11 protein-coding genes are annotated in these 15,733 nt (G+C 37.6%); 4 read left to right on the plus strand and 7 right to left on the minus strand.

Annotation, left to right across the window (positions count from 1 at the left end):
* Positions 1-269 precede the first annotated feature (269 nt).
* Positions 270-1,790, plus strand: a complete 1,521-nt coding sequence (locus ACPUEN_RS05120) for a GH3 family domain-containing protein (RefSeq protein ID WP_425639022.1) — start codon at positions 270-272, stop codon at positions 1,788-1,790.
* Here the strand turns inward: ACPUEN_RS05120 and ACPUEN_RS05125 are convergent.
* The 3 genes from ACPUEN_RS05125 to ACPUEN_RS05135 all read right to left on the minus strand — a co-directional run bounded on the left by ACPUEN_RS05125 (position 1,774) and on the right by ACPUEN_RS05135 (position 5,409).
* Positions 1,774-2,439 carry a hypothetical protein gene (locus ACPUEN_RS05125; RefSeq protein ID WP_425639024.1) on the minus strand — a complete coding sequence of 222 codons (666 nt, stop codon included), beginning with the start codon at positions 2,437-2,439 and terminating at the stop codon, positions 1,774-1,776. The two genes, ACPUEN_RS05120 and ACPUEN_RS05125, sit on opposite strands and share 17 nt — an antisense overlap.
* A gap of 302 nt (positions 2,440-2,741) precedes the next feature.
* Positions 2,742-4,325, minus strand: a complete 1,584-nt coding sequence (locus tag ACPUEN_RS05130) for a CHRD domain-containing protein (protein ID WP_425639025.1) — start codon at positions 4,323-4,325, stop codon at positions 2,742-2,744.
* A 625-nt stretch (positions 4,326-4,950) separates the two neighbouring features.
* Positions 4,951-5,409: an Hsp20/alpha crystallin family protein gene (locus ACPUEN_RS05135; protein ID WP_425639027.1), complete on the minus strand. Its 459-nt coding sequence runs from the start codon at positions 5,407-5,409 to the stop codon at positions 4,951-4,953.
* 520 nt (positions 5,410-5,929) lie between these two features.
* On the opposite strand from ACPUEN_RS05135, the gene ACPUEN_RS05140 reads away from it, so the two are divergent.
* Positions 5,930-6,778: a prohibitin family protein gene (locus ACPUEN_RS05140; RefSeq protein WP_425639029.1), complete on the plus strand. Its 849-nt coding sequence runs from the start codon at positions 5,930-5,932 to the stop codon at positions 6,776-6,778.
* A 241-nt stretch (positions 6,779-7,019) separates the two neighbouring features.
* Here ACPUEN_RS05140 and ACPUEN_RS05145 read toward each other — a convergent pair whose 3' ends face one another.
* On the minus strand, positions 7,020-7,775 hold the full coding sequence (locus ACPUEN_RS05145) for a sulfite exporter TauE/SafE family protein (protein WP_425639031.1): 756 nt from the start codon (positions 7,773-7,775) through the stop codon (positions 7,020-7,022).
* 551 nt (positions 7,776-8,326) lie between these two features.
* Here ACPUEN_RS05145 and ACPUEN_RS05150 point away from each other — a divergent pair.
* Together ACPUEN_RS05150 and ACPUEN_RS05155 are read left to right on the plus strand one after the other, a co-directional pair.
* A complete protein-coding gene (locus tag ACPUEN_RS05150; RefSeq protein WP_425639033.1) occupies positions 8,327-8,737 on the plus strand; it encodes a response regulator in 411 nt (136 codons plus the stop codon).
* Between the two features lie 168 nt (positions 8,738-8,905).
* Positions 8,906-10,096, plus strand: a complete 1,191-nt coding sequence (locus ACPUEN_RS05155; RefSeq protein WP_425639035.1) for a SpoIIE family protein phosphatase — start codon at positions 8,906-8,908, stop codon at positions 10,094-10,096.
* Between the two features lie 56 nt (positions 10,097-10,152).
* Here the strand turns inward: ACPUEN_RS05155 and ACPUEN_RS05160 are convergent, their stop codons facing one another.
* The 3 genes from ACPUEN_RS05160 to ACPUEN_RS05170 all read right to left on the minus strand — a co-directional run bounded on the left by ACPUEN_RS05160 (position 10,153) and on the right by ACPUEN_RS05170 (position 15,733).
* Entirely contained in the window at positions 10,153-10,686 is a 534-nt protein-coding gene (locus tag ACPUEN_RS05160) for a fasciclin domain-containing protein (RefSeq protein ID WP_425639037.1), read from the minus strand.
* A 181-nt stretch (positions 10,687-10,867) separates the two neighbouring features.
* Entirely contained in the window at positions 10,868-11,551 is a 684-nt protein-coding gene (locus tag ACPUEN_RS05165) for a 4'-phosphopantetheinyl transferase family protein (protein WP_425639039.1), read from the minus strand.
* A gap of 18 nt (positions 11,552-11,569) precedes the next feature.
* Positions 11,570-15,733: an amino acid adenylation domain-containing protein gene (locus tag ACPUEN_RS05170; protein ID WP_425639041.1), complete on the minus strand. Its 4,164-nt coding sequence runs from the start codon at positions 15,731-15,733 to the stop codon at positions 11,570-11,572.

Genomic DNA, 15,733 nt, shown 5'->3' on the forward strand with positions numbered 1-15,733 from the left:
TTGACTTGAAAAGCAATTAATGAATGCTGAGGTTGTATCCAGAAAGGGTTGTAATGATTTAAAAATTTCAAGATTGAAATATTGAAAAAATAGCTCCAAGTGAGCGATAGGATAAAAATGCCAATGTATCAAAGTGAAGTACTCACTACCAAGAATGTCGTGAATCCAACTTCATAAATTGAAAATACTATTGCTTGGTATTTCTCATTTGAAATTTCTGACTTTACCCGGAGGCATGGCCTTTGTTTAATTTCCCAAAAAAAACACATATGGCCATACTAGGTAAGCTCGTAAAAGCGGGAATAGACATTACTTCAAAACTACAATTTGCAGAAGACACACCTGAAGTCTCTCAAGAAAAACAGCTTCGAGAGCTTCTTACTGAAGCCAAAAACACAGCCTTTGGAAAGTATTATGGATTTGAAGAGATCCTGAAATCTGAAGATCCTGTTTCTTCATTTAGAAAAGAAATACCAATATTCAATTACCAGACTATGCACGAGCAATGGTGGGCTAGGCAAGAGCGATTGAATGATATTACTTGGCCAGGCAAACCTGATTTCTTTGCAAGAAGCAGTGGAACGACTGGAAAAAGCAGCAAAAGAATTCCGATAACCAAGGAATTCATGGCTTCCATGCGGTCAGTTGGATCTTCCATGATTAACTCCCTTCATGAATTTGATTTTCCAGAATCACTTTTTGAATCTGAAGTCTTGATGTTGAGCAGCTCGGCAAACTTGGATGAAAATGATCAGGGCTTCAAGGAAGGTGAGATTTCAGGAATCAATGTGAGCAATTTCCCCGATTGGTACGACATTTTCTACAGACCGGGAAAAGACATTGCGGCCATTTCTGACTGGGATGAACGTGTAAATGCAATTGCAGAACAAGCTCCCGAATGGAATATTGGAGCTATTGCTGGAATTCCCTCTTGGGTATTGCTCATGCTTCAGCGTATCATCGAGCTCCATCAACTTAAAAGCATACATGACATTTGGCCAAACTTGCAGGTGTATGCCACAGGAGGAGTTGCATTTGAAACCTACAGGGAGGATTTCGAAGCGGTATGTAAAACTCCACTTAGAATCCTGGATACCTACTTAGCCTCAGAGGGATTTATCGCCTATACCAGCAAGCCTGATACTATGGCTATGAAACTAGCTTTGAATCACGGTTACTTTTTTGAATTTATACCTTTTGATGAGCGAGGAATAAATGAAACCGGAGATCTATTGAGCAATCCTTTGGTGTTGGGAATTGATGAAGTAGAAGTAGGGAAGGAGTATGTATTGATATTAAGCTCCTGTGCTGGTGCTTGGCGGTATGCAATTGGAGATGTAATCCGATTTGAAAGTCTTAACCCGCCACAGATAAAGATCACTGGAAGAACCAAATTCTTTCTCAATGTAGTTGGATCCCAGCTTTCGGAAGAGAAAATGGATAAGGCTATTTTGGAATTAGCCGAGGCAAACAAAACAACTATCAACGAGTATATGGTGGGAGCAATAAAAAATGAAGCAGGTGATTACATCCATCAATGGGTATTAGTATCTGAGGTTAAACCAAGTGGATTAGCTAATAAATTGGATGAGCTGTTGAAATCAGCCAATAAAAATTATGCGGTAGCCAGATCCAAAGCACTTAAGGGCATTGATGTGAAGGTGATATCCAAGGATCAGTATACCAGTTATTTATCTTCTACCAATAAAAAGGGAGGACAGACGAAAACTCCTAAAGTCATGAAAACTGAAAAAATGAATGCCTTACTTGAGTTTATATCTCAACCTTAGGTAAAACTGGCACTAGTTCATCTGGGCATAGTTCAGCGCCACGAATAGTCATGTAGTACTTTTTGATCTGATCCTGATATGCCGGAGAAATAAAATCGTTTTCAAGTATATATTTTTTGGCAGCAATCACATCCTTTCGGAAGCCGTGCCGAATTGCAATGCTATCCGCTTCATGTTCCCGCTCACGTTTGTATTTATCGGAAAGCACGTAGCGAATTCCATAAGCAATCATACCAGCATTGGAATGATTTTCATAATCCACAATGTGTCCAAGTTCATGTGCAAACCAACCACGCAATACATTCTCTGGTAAATCAGCTATGTATAGATCATCTGAGTCAAGTACTTTTTCAGCTACATCTAACTTATACTGTCGGTTTTTTCCAAAAATATCACTGAGATTAATCACCGGCTGAGCCTGCATAGTAGAGCTGCCTAGGTTGTTTTGAATGACATCAAATCCATAGCTGTGGAGTTCCTTATACTGCTGCCAAACATCGAGAAAAGCTTTTTTGATGTTTTCATTTATTCCTGCAGAAAAAGCAGGAGAGCTGGTGTTCTTTACGCGGGTTTTCTCAAGACTGAATGATATACCAATCAAAACGGATACGATGATTAATCCACCAATAAATTTGTATTTGTGTCGCATTACTATCTATTTAAACAAAGAACATACCAGAGGACTTTTGGTTTTATAAAGTAAAATATCATATACATGAAGTAAGAATTCAATTTGTCTATACACTAGGTATTTTCTCTTTTTGTTTTTAACAAACACGGAAATGACACCCTTTTATTCTTCTTTTCTTTAGCAAACTCAGTATCTAGAGATTTTTAGTTAAGAATAGAAGGCTGTGCAATAAGAGGCCAATCGAACATAAATTCCTTTATCCATAAAAAAGCCCAGGCAATCAAACCCGGGCCTTTCAACTCTAATCAACTCAACTAAACTTAGTTTGCGTTACTTCCGATATTTCCCTGAGCTACAACTACTCCAAGTTCAGCCATAGAAAGATGCACATTGACGTAGCCATTGTACATCAACAACTGATCGTAAGTAATGGCTGTCATATCATCTAAAGCAACAATATTCGTCATACTCATCCCTGAATTACCATCTACCGGAGTAAAGGTTACTTTAATCCCTCCGCCTATGGCTGCAGTATTTTCATGAATGTGAGCTGGATGCTCGCTTCCTGGAATTGTATTTTGTACTTCCAAAGTTGCTAGTGTTGTACCATTTACTCTTTCTTGGAACGTCACCATTCCACTGATTCCCGGTACATCTTTTTCACCCAAAACATACATTTTAGATTCGCCAGTCAACTCATTTTGTCCAATATCACCCTGAGCAACTAAGGTAGATAAGGCATCTGCAGAAAGGTGCACATTTATATATCCATTGAAATCCATCAGATCATCGTATCCAACCATTGTCTCATCGTCCAACATGGCAAAATTCGTTTGACTCATTCCAGTTGCTCCGTTAACTGGGTTGAATGTGAATAGTATTCCACCACCTTGAAGAGCTGTATTCGCGTGAATATGTGCAGGATGCATTCCATCTTCTGGGGTATTCATTAATTCTAATATTGCCAAAGCTTCACCGTTCATACGCTCTTTAAATGTCGCAGTACCGCTGATTCCAGCTACATCTTTTTCGCCTAAGTCATAAACCTTTTCTACGCCTGTTAATTCGTTTTGTCCTATGTCGCCCTGAGCAACTAAAGTTGACAATTCGTCTGCCGAAAGGTGAATATTTACGTATCCGTCAAAGTCCAACAATTCATCATAAGTAATAGGAGTACTTTCATCCAACATCGCCACGTTGGTAACACTCATACCAGAAGTCCCATCTACAGGCGTGAAAGTAACTGCAATTCCACCACCTTCGGCAGCAGTATTAAAGTGTATGTGCCCCGGGTGCATTCCACCGTCAGGAGTTCCGTTAAGCATGATTTTAACCAAGGTTTCATCATTTTTACGCTGGCTGAATGTAGCAGTACCAGAGATACCAGCCACATCTTTTGTACCTAAATCATACGTCTTAGACTCCCCGGTGAGCACATTTTCTCCAATATCACCCTGAGCAACAAGCGTGCTTAGGTCTGATGCTGAAGCGTGCACATTAATGTAGCCATCGAAGTTTATCAACTGGGAATAGGAGATAGCAGAGCCGTCATCCAAGGTATTGACTGTCACGGAGCTCGTTCCTGTGCCACCCATTACAGTGCCTAGAGTTAGTGCAATATCGCCACCTTCTGCAGCAGTATTAAAGTGAATGTGGGCTGGATGCATCCCACCTGACGGCGTGCCTGAGAGCATCAAGTTGATTGTCGTCGTGTTATCGTCATTTTCGATAAATTCCGCCTTCCCGGAAATACCTGGATTGGAAACGGATGCTAAATCGAATGTTGTGGTCATGCCAGTTGGCATAGGCATTGGCATGGGTTCTTTGTCGTCGTCGTTACAGCTAAAAAGAATAGCGGAAAAGAGTAATAAAATTCCTCCAAAGAGATGTTTTGAATAATTCATAATCATTGAGGTTAGTTAAAATTGATTCTGATTAATGCTTCCAATTTGTTTGGTTGCATTTTTAGCTACGAAGTGAGTATCTCAATTGGATTGCTTGGTTCTATATTTTCTCAAAAAATCTAGTACGGAGGGAGAGAAGGTGTTTAGTAGCGTGTAGCAGAAAATTTAAAAGTCGTCAAAGAAGGGATTGCTTGGTAGCCCCAGTTCCTATAAAAATTTAAACTGGGGTTAAAGCATTTTCTAACATTCAGAGTTATAGTATATAGGTTAGATATACTGGTGAAAAATGTTTCAGGCAAATAGTTTACATCTAATCCACTGATCTATTTTCCCCATTTTTATTGGTAGAAAAATATCTGATTTTATGAACTAATCCGCTACTATTTAGCCAATAATCCAATTCTTGTGATTCTGACCCATCCAGCAGTGCTTGGGCTTTTTTTTATATTCCTTTTCCAACAAACTGGAGTCAAAACTTACTTTTTCAAGGATAGTTTTGTAATAGTTAAGAAATGATCCTTTTTCCATTTTTATTAAATTTTTGGTAGTGAAAAATCTTCCTCAGGTTCAGAAATAAGATTTAAAACAAATGAAGGCAACCTCAACTGAGGTTGCCTGGTAAATTTTAAGAAATTTGAATGGTCTTAACGGGCTTCTTCTTGGCTTCCTCGCGCTTTGGAATATTCAATCGAAGTACACCGTCTTGATAAGTCGCTTCAATCTTGTCATTTTCTACTGTATTAGGCAAATAGAATGAGCGCCTAAATGATTGATAGCTGAACTCTTTGCGTGCGTAGGTTGCTGACTCGTCATGATCTTCAGATGTTTTCGAAGTTTCAGCTTGAATGCTCAACGTATTATTATCAAGCTCTACTCTGAAGTCTTCTTTTTTCATACCAGGCACAGCCATTTCAACCTTGAAATCACTATCCGTTTCCAGAATATTCACACTAGGAAGTGTACTTTGGCTGTTGCTTCTGCCAATCCCGGCTGAATCCAGCCAATTAAAAAACCCACCAGTTGGGAAGTCATCAAATAGGCTTGTAACTGGGCTATAACCGTTTCTTTTCATTAATGTGTTCATTGCTTTTTACGTTTTAAGGATTAAACAAATAAACAGTCTTGATAGGTAATCCAGCTGCTAACCTTGAAAGATTACTGAATCAAGAAATTAATAAATTGAACCGCGATTCGACAGTAAAAAAACAAGTTATATGCCATCTGATCTGAAGAATAAATTTTGTCACTTTTTTCTGAAAAAATGACAGATTTACTAAGAATTCAAGTGTGTAATTTGACAGTTTTTCACGCTGTATTTGTATGAAACGACGTTTTCCTTTTACTTCAGAGCAAGAGATTTGAACGTTAGAGATTTGCGTTGCATAGGCTAGCCTTTTTGGCTGAACACTTTTATCCCAAGGCAGTTTCAATTTCATGTATAATATCTCAGGAAATCATTCCTAATAGGGAAAAACCTAATTTTATTTAGCTCTTCGAAAAGGAATCTTATCAGGTTTAATTCTGAAATCTGAAAGAATGGGTGGATATTAAGCCTTCTAGTGAGGTACGGACTAAACTATAGCTGTGCCGCAAAACAATAAAACATGAATAATCAAAATATGAGTCAATTTAACAGTGTATTGGAAAAAGGTCCCATGAGAAAATTAGTTATCGTCGGGATACTGGTAGTTATTCTATTTATCCTGAAGCCTTGGGTGCAGATTGGAGCAGGGGAAAGAGGAATAGTTTTGAATTTTGGAGCTGTTCAGGACAAGGTTTTAAGCGAGGGAATTCATTTTAAAATCCCGATCGTTCAGACTATTGAGATCATGGATGTGAAAATCCAAAAGGTAACGACAGATGCAGCTTCTTCCTCTTCAGATCTTCAGGATGTAGATATGTCTGTAGCTCTAAATTATCATGTAATTCCTGAGGATGCGAATTTGGTTTATCAGACGATTGGAGTTCAGTTTAAGGAAAGGATCATTGATCCAGCCATTCAAGAAGTAATGAAAGCTGTTTCTGCACGCTACACCGCTGAGGAATTGATTACCAAGAGACCTGCTGTAAGTTCAGAGATGAGAGAGGCTTTGACCACTCGATTATTGGAGTCAAAAATAGCCGTAGATGCCTTCTCAATTATCAATTTCAGCTTTTCTCAGACCTTCACGGATGCGATTGAAGCAAAGCAAACGGCAGAGCAGAATGCGCTCAAAGCTAAGCGTGACCTGGACCGGATCAAGGTGGAAGCGGAGCAAACCATCGCTGCAGCAACTGCAGAAGCAGAAGCTTTAAGATTACAGAAGATGAATATTTCTCCGGATTTGATTGAGTTGAGAAAAATTGAAGCTAATCTAAAAGCTATTGAGAAATGGAATGGTATTTTGCCTGAAGTTACTGGTGCAGGTGCAATTCCATTTATTGGAGTGGGAGAAGCAGCGAAGAAGAATTAGTAAAGAGCAGGAATACGGGAAACTGACCACAGAAGTGTTCAGCATTAGCCTTTTAAGGTTTAGATTTTATTAAGGCTACCGGATGTCCTCACTCGGTAGTTTTTTGCTTCCTGACTTTGAATACTGTTACCTCATATGCAGGGATGGCACTAATTATGCCAGTGAAGTTATGTAGTATTTAAGAACTTATTGATACTTCTCATGCTAATTGGAGGGTAAAAAGGTGAGGTTTTACTTCAACTTATTTAAACATAATTATTATCGCTCCCAAAGCTGTCAATACCAATATCATCTTTCTGAAAAAGACTTCATCGATCATCTTTATTAGTTTAATTCCCAGTACAAATCCTAAGATTATTGCTGGAATCAATTTCAGATCCAGTAGGAGGGTTTCCTCTGAAATAGTATGCCAGATAAAGAAATGAAAGGGTAATTTAAACACGTTGATAATCAGGAAAAGCCAGGCAGCGGTGCCAATAAAGTGGTTTTTGGGAAGTCTCATTGCTAAAAAATAAATATTAGATATTGGACCAGCCAAGTTTCCAACCATAGTAGTGAATCCTGCCAGAGTCCCAACTCCACTTGCAAAAGCCCAATGAGTTGGGACTTTTTCTACTTTTTTCTGATCCCACCACACGATAATACCCAAGACTAGGAAGATAATGATGGCCATTGCAATTTTAAAGATTTGCTCGGGAAGATCCATACCAATCCAACTGCCCAGAATTATCCCCAAAATCATCCAAGGGAGAAATTTAACCACGTATTTCCACTGGGTATGTCGATTGTAATAGATCACTGCAAAAATATCTGCGACCACTAATAGTGGTAAAACGATACCTGTTGACTGCTTGGCTTCAAAGGCAATTGCCATGAAGGTCACATTGATAATGGCTATTCCTTTGATACCAGCTTTGGACAATCCGATGACAAATGCAGCTAAAAAACTAAGAATCCATGAAGTGGTACTGATCTCAGAGGCAATAGATAAAAACATAGATATTGGTTAAAGGAGAAGTGCAAAAATAATTGAGTTTTCGAAACTAATTCCTTCCATAAAAAGAAGGGGTTTTGAAGGAATAATTATGAGAAATCAAAAATAGGGGATCATTTATTGGGGTCGAATTGAAGTTTTTTTAAAGATTGCGAAAAGATGATAAGTGTGGTATTTGGATTTCTTGAGAAACCTTTGACTATAAATTTTCTAAAGTCATTGGTTGAATTGGCATCATTTCTCAAAGTTCTATTTACCTTGTTGACCTTTAATACTTTTTTTGTCACTTGATGCCTGAGTATGAAAATGTTTAGTATTTCTTCTAATTAAATCATTAATGCTGAACCTTCCGATCAACTTACTCAGCTTGCTGTCAGAATATTTAAGGTTGATGCAGGTTACATTTTTTTTTGATGAAAGCAGAGAGTAACATTAAAGGAAGCGAAGGGAACAGGGCTTTAATAACCAAAAAGCAGGTAGCAGATTTGGGGGTCGTACAGATATTAGGAGTGAGAATGACAACGGAACCGTTGTACCCTTAGAATTACTTAATTATGAAAATTAAACTTTTATTAATTGATGATGATCGAATTTCTCTTTTAATAGCTAAAAAATATCTTACTAACCATGGTATTAAAGAATTGGTGGAAGAAATTATTGCATTTACTGAGGCTGAGGATGCATTGAAGCTACTGAAACAAACAAAATCTAATCAGGATCAAAATCTTTTTTGGATTCTTTTGGATATCAATATGCCGAATATTAACGGTTGGGAATTTTTGAAGCTGGTTGAAAAAAATAAGTTGAAAAATCTGTTAAAAGTAGTCATGTTGACTTCTTCAATCTCTGAGGTAGATAAGAGCATGGCCACCTCATTTGATATGGTACATGGGTTCTTTACAAAGCCATTGACTCAAGAGAAATGTGAAGAATTTAAGGCCTTAATTAACCGTAAAGCAAATTGATTTTTTTAGAGCTAGGATAAAACCTTTCTTAAACTTAAAGGATTTTGACCTAATCTACCTTAAAATATTTCTCCGGTTCAAGTAAGATTGCTTTGGTTTCAAGCTAGCGATTCTTAGTTTAGAATTGAGATTAGTGAATACTAAAAGCACTTTTTGTTTGAGATTGGAATGAGCCCAAAAGAAATAGTATCGTCATATAAAGAATTTGAAGATTTGTTGATCAAGGCAACAAATACGGTAAATGAAGGGATTACTATCAGCTCTATGGACCAAATAGATAGACCTCTTGTTTTTGTCAATGATGGTTTCGAGAGATTAACTGGATATTCTAAAGAAGATGTCATCGGAAAAAATTGTCGTTTCCTGCAGGGTGAAGAGACAGATCAAACTACGGTAGATATTCTGAGAAGAGCCATCAAAAAAGGTGAACAGGCAACTGTAGAATTGCTTAATTATAAGAAAGATGGAACTCCATTTTGGAACAGACTTTCTATTACTCCACTAAAAGATACCAATGGATTGACTACTCATTATGTCGGAGTACAGTCTGATATCACTGAGCTCAGAGAAACTCAGAAAAATCTTAAGTCTGCAAACAAGGAGTTAGCTTTGTTCCAGGATAAAATCAACTTTGAACTGGAAGAGGCTAGGAGAGTCCAGAATTTCATACTTCCATCAATCTTACCCTCTACCAATAAACTTAGTTTTGCTTCAATTTTTGAACCCATGGATCAAATTGGCGGAGATTTTTATGATATTCTTGAAATTGGAAAAGGAATTTTTGGAGTATTGATCGCCGATGTCACGGGACATGGAATCCAGGCTGCTTTGCTCACTTTTATGACTTCCTTTGCTTTCAAAAACATTGCCCTCCAGACTAGCTCCACAGCTAAAGTAGTCACTGAGACAAACGAGAAACTCTATAATAAAATGCCTCGGGGTTCTTTTATTACAATGTTTTATGCCGTCTATGATTCAAATACTCAGCTTTTAAAATATACACAAGCTGGCCATCCAGAAGGTTATGTAATCAGAGCTAATACCAGAGAAGTTATTCCCCTGACGTCTTTGAGTCCTCTTGTTGGCGCTTTTAGCAAAGAAACTGTAAGCTATACAGAATCAATAGTTAAGCTTGAAACTGGTGACAAAGTTTTACTTTACACAGATGCAATTCTTGAGGTTTGGGATAGCGAAGATGTGATGATGAAAAGGGAGGAATTCACAACATTCTTAATCAAAAACTCTAAACTTCCAATTGATAATCTCCTGAAAGACATAAAGTCATTTTGTCTCAAATTCAGTGGCCAAAGTAGTTTCAATGATGATTTTACTATGGTAGGATTTGAAGTACTTTCATGATAAAAAATAAAAAAGCCTCATTTTGAGGCTTTTCAACTATTACATATTTAGGGCTTTTACATTGCAGGAGGTAACAATACTGCGTCCACAAGGTGAACTACTCCGTTTGATGCATCTACATCTGCCGCTATTACACTCGCTCCATTCACTTTAGCACCGTCTGTTGTAGTGATCGTAATATCTTGACCATTAACAGTGGAAGCTTTCATTCCGTCAGTAAGATCTGTAGAAATAACCTTACCAGGAACAACGTGGTATGTTAAGATTGCAACCAATTTGTCTTTGTTTTCTGGCTTTAACAAGTCTTCAACAGTTCCTTCCGGCAACGCTGCAAATGCCTGGTTAGTAGGGGCAAATACAGTAAAAGGTCCTGCACCTTGTAATGTTTCAACAAGTCCACCTGCTTTAAGCGCTGCAACAAGCGTCGTCAAGGATTCATTCTCAAGAGCTAAAGTCACTATGTCTTTTGGCTGCTCCGCAACTACTTCTTCAACTTCTACAACTTCAACTTCTTCAGTGGAAGTTTTTTCGCCGCTACAAGCAACTGTAAATAAAAGCGCTAGGGCAAATAAATAATTTAATGTTTTCATGATTAATGGTTTTAGTTTAATAGGATAACAAAGTATCTTCAAACTTGTTCAGTTTTATAGAATCTTACTCAGAATTTGTGTGTCTTGATTCTTTGAATGGTATAAAGGTTAATATGGCGGATTAAAATGATGTCAGTAGCATTTGTTACATAATTTACATTATGTTAAATAAAGAATTGAGCTAACATTCAAACGTATATTCTCGATATTGAATCTCCAACTCTTTTCCATGCACCACCACCCCAATTCCAAAGTTTGGAACAACTTCTAAAAATCTGCATTTTAAAACTTCAGGTCCATTTGAATCAGGATGTGATGGAACAATAAGAAATGGCCTATTCATAGTGTTTGTCACAAGAACTTGATCCAAGGGAAACGTTAATCCTTTACCAACCAGTTTGATGTACGCTTCTTTGATGCACCATAATCTAAAAAATGCTTCTGATTTAGTTTTTCCTACTGAGCTACGGATCAAGGATATTTCATCAGAGCCAAAAAAATGATTTGAAATTAATTCTGCTTCAATCTCAGCGTCTAAAAATTCTATATCAACGCCAAGCTCAGCATCTTTGGAAAAGCCATACAGTACATGGCCTTTAGAATGGGATGTATTGAAAAAGATCTTTTTATCAGCGTTGGCTACGTATGGTTTCCCAAGTTTTGTTTGATTTATAACTATTTCATTGGGTTTGATAGCTAAATACCTGGCAAGCAATTGACGAAGTATACTTCTTCGCTTAATGAAATGATTTTTAAAATTTTGATGAATAAAACGATCAGCACGGAATTGCTCTTCTTCAGATAATAGGCTTTCGTCTACATTTGTTAATTCATCAAGCTTCGCAAGCCATAAGTCTACTTTCATACTCTGATCTATTGCAGCTTATTCATCATCCCACTTTCTCAGATTTCTTGCGATTGCATCATTTAGTAATCCTGTGTATGGTTCACGCATCAATTTCAAATGTGGTCCTAATATCTCCTCTTTATCCACAATATTCACCAAGGGTTCCCACCCAAACGTATGCTTAAATTCCCTAGGTGTGGTAATTATTAGCGTATCACATTCGATTTTTTCTGGCTTATATGCAAGAATATATTTTTGCAAAAGGCCTGTATCCTTAATTAATGAAGGCTGTTTTGAACCTTTATTAATTTTCTTCAGCACTTTTTGAAGTAACACTGCGGGTTTCTTAAAGTAGTCCAAGTAGGTGAAAATCTTTCGATAGCCACCTTTGCCAAAAGTTCTTGATTTATCAAAAAACAGCGGAGGATCTATCATGATCAAGTTGACCTTCTCCCCGGCTTCTATTAGTTGTTTAGCCAATTCAAAGGCAACCACATTTCCAATGGAATAGGATAAAATTCTATATGGTCCTGCGTCTTGAATCAATTTAATTTCTTTAAGCCCAAGGCTAGCTATTTCAGCAATATTTTTGGGAACTGATTCCTTCACCAATTCAGGACTAACAGACAAAATACCGTAAACAGGATATTCTGCAGGCAAATGCCTAGTCAATTGACTATAAACAGTTTCATAATAGAATTCACTATGAATGCAGAAAAGTGGCTCCTTAGTTCCTACTGTTTTTATAGGAATCACCCTGTTTATAGGTTTTAAATCTGATTCAACTAAATTTTTATCATCTCTAATTTTTAATGAAATCTCCCTAATAGAGTCTGTTATTTCTATAGGATTTGAAAAGTTGTAGCTTGAATTTAGCTCCTCTTCTACCCTAATCCACTCAAATGTAGAACCTCCATTTTTTTCAAAACTATCCTTAACGCCTATCAATTTTTGGCCAAGAAACTTCTCCCAAACTTTCAAAACCTTCAATTCAAGCATATTTTGAGGTCTTAAGTATTCTTCATGATGGAGAGATTTCACTAGGGTTTCTACTGTAGAGTAGCGAAGAAATTGTGCAGGAGTTACCTTAATACCAATATCTCTGCATCTGGCGATGATCCGAATACTTTGGAGTGAATTCCCTCCAAGCTCATTGAAATCACGATTGACGGGAATTTCATCCACTCCCATTACATCCGCCCAAATACCAGCAATCTGACGTTCTAAATATGTAGAAGGATGTTTAAAAGTAGAAGTTGATGATTTCGGTTTAGATAATGCAGTATCAGATAACGCTTTTAAATCAATCTTACCGTTTGGCAATAGTGGAAAATCCTTCATAGGTAGAAGAATATCAGGCACCATGAACCTCGGTAAATTTTGACGAAGGAAAGTCTCAAATTCCTCCTCAATGATATTTTCACTTGATTTATAGGCTAAAACGATTTGTTGGTTGCTCCCATCTGTGACAAATGATATGGCTGAAACTATACCGGGAAAGCGACTAGCTAACTCTTGAATCTCGGTCAGTTCAACTCTGTGTCCTCGGATTTTAATCTGATTATCTAATCTTCCTAGGTATTCTATCCATCCATTTTCCTGAATTCGCACTAAATCTCCGGTTCGATAAATCTTGCCCCATTCATCAGAAAAGCTATTTACTGTAAATTTTCCGACAGAGTCAGCCTCAGCTAAGTAGCCTTTGACAAGTCCCGCACCAGCAATACAGAGTTCGCCCGGAATGCCAGTAGGTACCAATTCCTGATTTTCATCCAATATGTAGGCTAAGGTGTTATTGCTTGCTAGACCTATGGGAACTCGATGAAAAGAATCCCCTTCCATCACTTCCTGAACGGTACACCAAACTGTCCCTTCAGTAGGCCCATATTCATTAAAAAGACGGATTTTTGGATGCTTTGCAAAGTGCAGCGCGATTAATTCGTTTGGAAATTCCTCACCTGCTAAGATTATTACTTGGAGTTCCTTTCTGTCAATGTCCTTTCCCTGCAAAAGTGCTTGGTAAAGAGAAGGTAACATTAAGGTATGGCTGACCTCTTCCCTGCTGATAATTGACGAAAGTGCTGCTGTATTTAAGGTTTCATTATCCTGAGTAATAACCAATTTCCCTCCTGTACACAATGACCAAAATATCCCCGCCACAGAGCTGTCAAAAGAAAAAGAAGACACTAGTAAAAATGAACTTGGGGACTCTTTATAATACGCTTTCCTAGCAGCTACAGAAGAGAATAAATTATCATGACTAACTAGTACACCTTTAGGCTTATTTGTACTTCCAGAAGTGAAAATCAGGTAAGCATTTTGCGAACTATTTGATTCTTTATCTAACTGAAAGTCATTAGTATAGTTATAATCAAGTGAATCTATTTCTATTGATTCGAACTCTTTTTTGAGCGAAACTTTGGAGTGTATTAATCCACGATGCGTAAGGACATATTTTGCTCCTGACTCCTGTAGATATTGAAGAATTCGTTGATCCGGATATTCAGGATCCAAAGGCAAATATGGCCTGCCAAATTTCAGTATTGCGAGAATAGAAACAACAAAATCCACAGAGCGCTCCATGTAAATTCCTATGGGTTGATCTTGGATTATAGCATGCTTTTCAAGTTCAAATGCTATTGCAGAACTTCTATCATCTAATTCGCCATAGGTTAGTTGTTCAGCACCACAAACTACCGCTGTTTGATCCTTTTTAGCTGACAGGTTATGGAGAATTTCGGGTATTACATTTCCACTACTTTCAGGATGAAAGTCATGACTAAGTCCTGAAGTGAGGAAATCTCTTTCTTCCTCTGATAGTAAGGAATAGCGTTTTAATTCCTGGTCAGGATTATCGCAGATTTCTTCCAAAAGTGTTGCAAAATGGGAAGCAAGCCTTTCTGCAAAGGATGAACTAAATAAATCAGTACTATATTCTATTCCAATTTGGTAAGTCCCTTTATTTAATCCAAAGTGGTGAAGAGTCAAATCAAATTTGGACACATCCAAATCCAGCACTTCAAAATCTACAGGAGTTCCATTGTTCCGAAAAGGATTTTCTCCTGCTGAATGGCCTACAAACATGGCTTGAAAAAGCGGATTGTAACTTTGATCCTTTAACTCTTTGGACGAATTGAGCAATTCCTCATAGCTTTCCTTTTGAGATGAGATAGCTCCGAGTACGTCCTTTTTTACTTCTGTTAGAAGATCCGTAAAGGATTTCTCCGACTCCAAACTACAGCTGATTACTTGGGTATCTACAAAATAGCCAACCATGGATTTGAACTCTTCTTTGTCTCTATTTAGGACAGGAATGCCCACATTTACAGCATCACTTTTTCCATATCTTCCTAAAAGAACTTGAAAGCAGGCAAGAAAAAGATTGAAATCAGTTGTTTGAAGTGATTTGAGCTTCTTTCCCACTTTAGGACTTAATGTTTCCGGGAGTGAAAATCTGGATAACTTCCCTTCATAACTAGGATTTGCTGGTCTTGGATAATCGAGTGGCAACTCCAAAAATGATTCATTGAAAGGCTGAGATGAAGCTTGATCTCCTGTTACTTTTTGAAGTTCCTTTTGCCAAACTGTGTAATCCTTGTACTGAAATTCTGGTACTTCAGATTCAAGTGATTTATGCTTATATAATTTGGCAAAATCTTCCCTTAAGATTCCCATCGACCATGCATCAATGATGATATGATGAAAGGTCATACCAATAGCATAATCTCCACTCTCTAATTGGCAAACAGCAACTCGTATTAATGGATCAGTTTCCAGTCGAAAAGGCTTACTAGCTAAACTCTTAAGCCATTTTTTAGCTTCTAAATTATTCTTAATTTCATCAGATACTTCCAAGCTAAATTTCTTTTCTCTTCGAAATACCATTGCTGGCTCTTCTTGGAAAATCACATAATTACTAGCTAAAACCTGATGTTTTCCTACGAGATTTTCCAAGGCGGATATAAAATCAGTCTGTTTGAAGGAGCTATTCTGAAATTTCCAGATTTCAGAATAGTTATAAACAGCACTTTCAGGATTTTTCTGATAAACAAAGAAAAGCCTACGCTGAGCTATGGACAGCGGATAATAGTCAGAAAGAGGAGCTACAGGGATTCGCTCCTCTTCCGATAACTCTTCTTCAAGGTTTTGCTCGTTTAAATTGAGCCACTGATCTAACAGATCATCCGAATTTCCCTCCAT

The sequence above is a fragment of the Algoriphagus yeomjeoni genome (assembly GCF_049821175.1).
Taxonomy (GTDB): Bacteria; Bacteroidota; Bacteroidia; order Cytophagales; family Cyclobacteriaceae; genus Algoriphagus; species Algoriphagus yeomjeoni_A.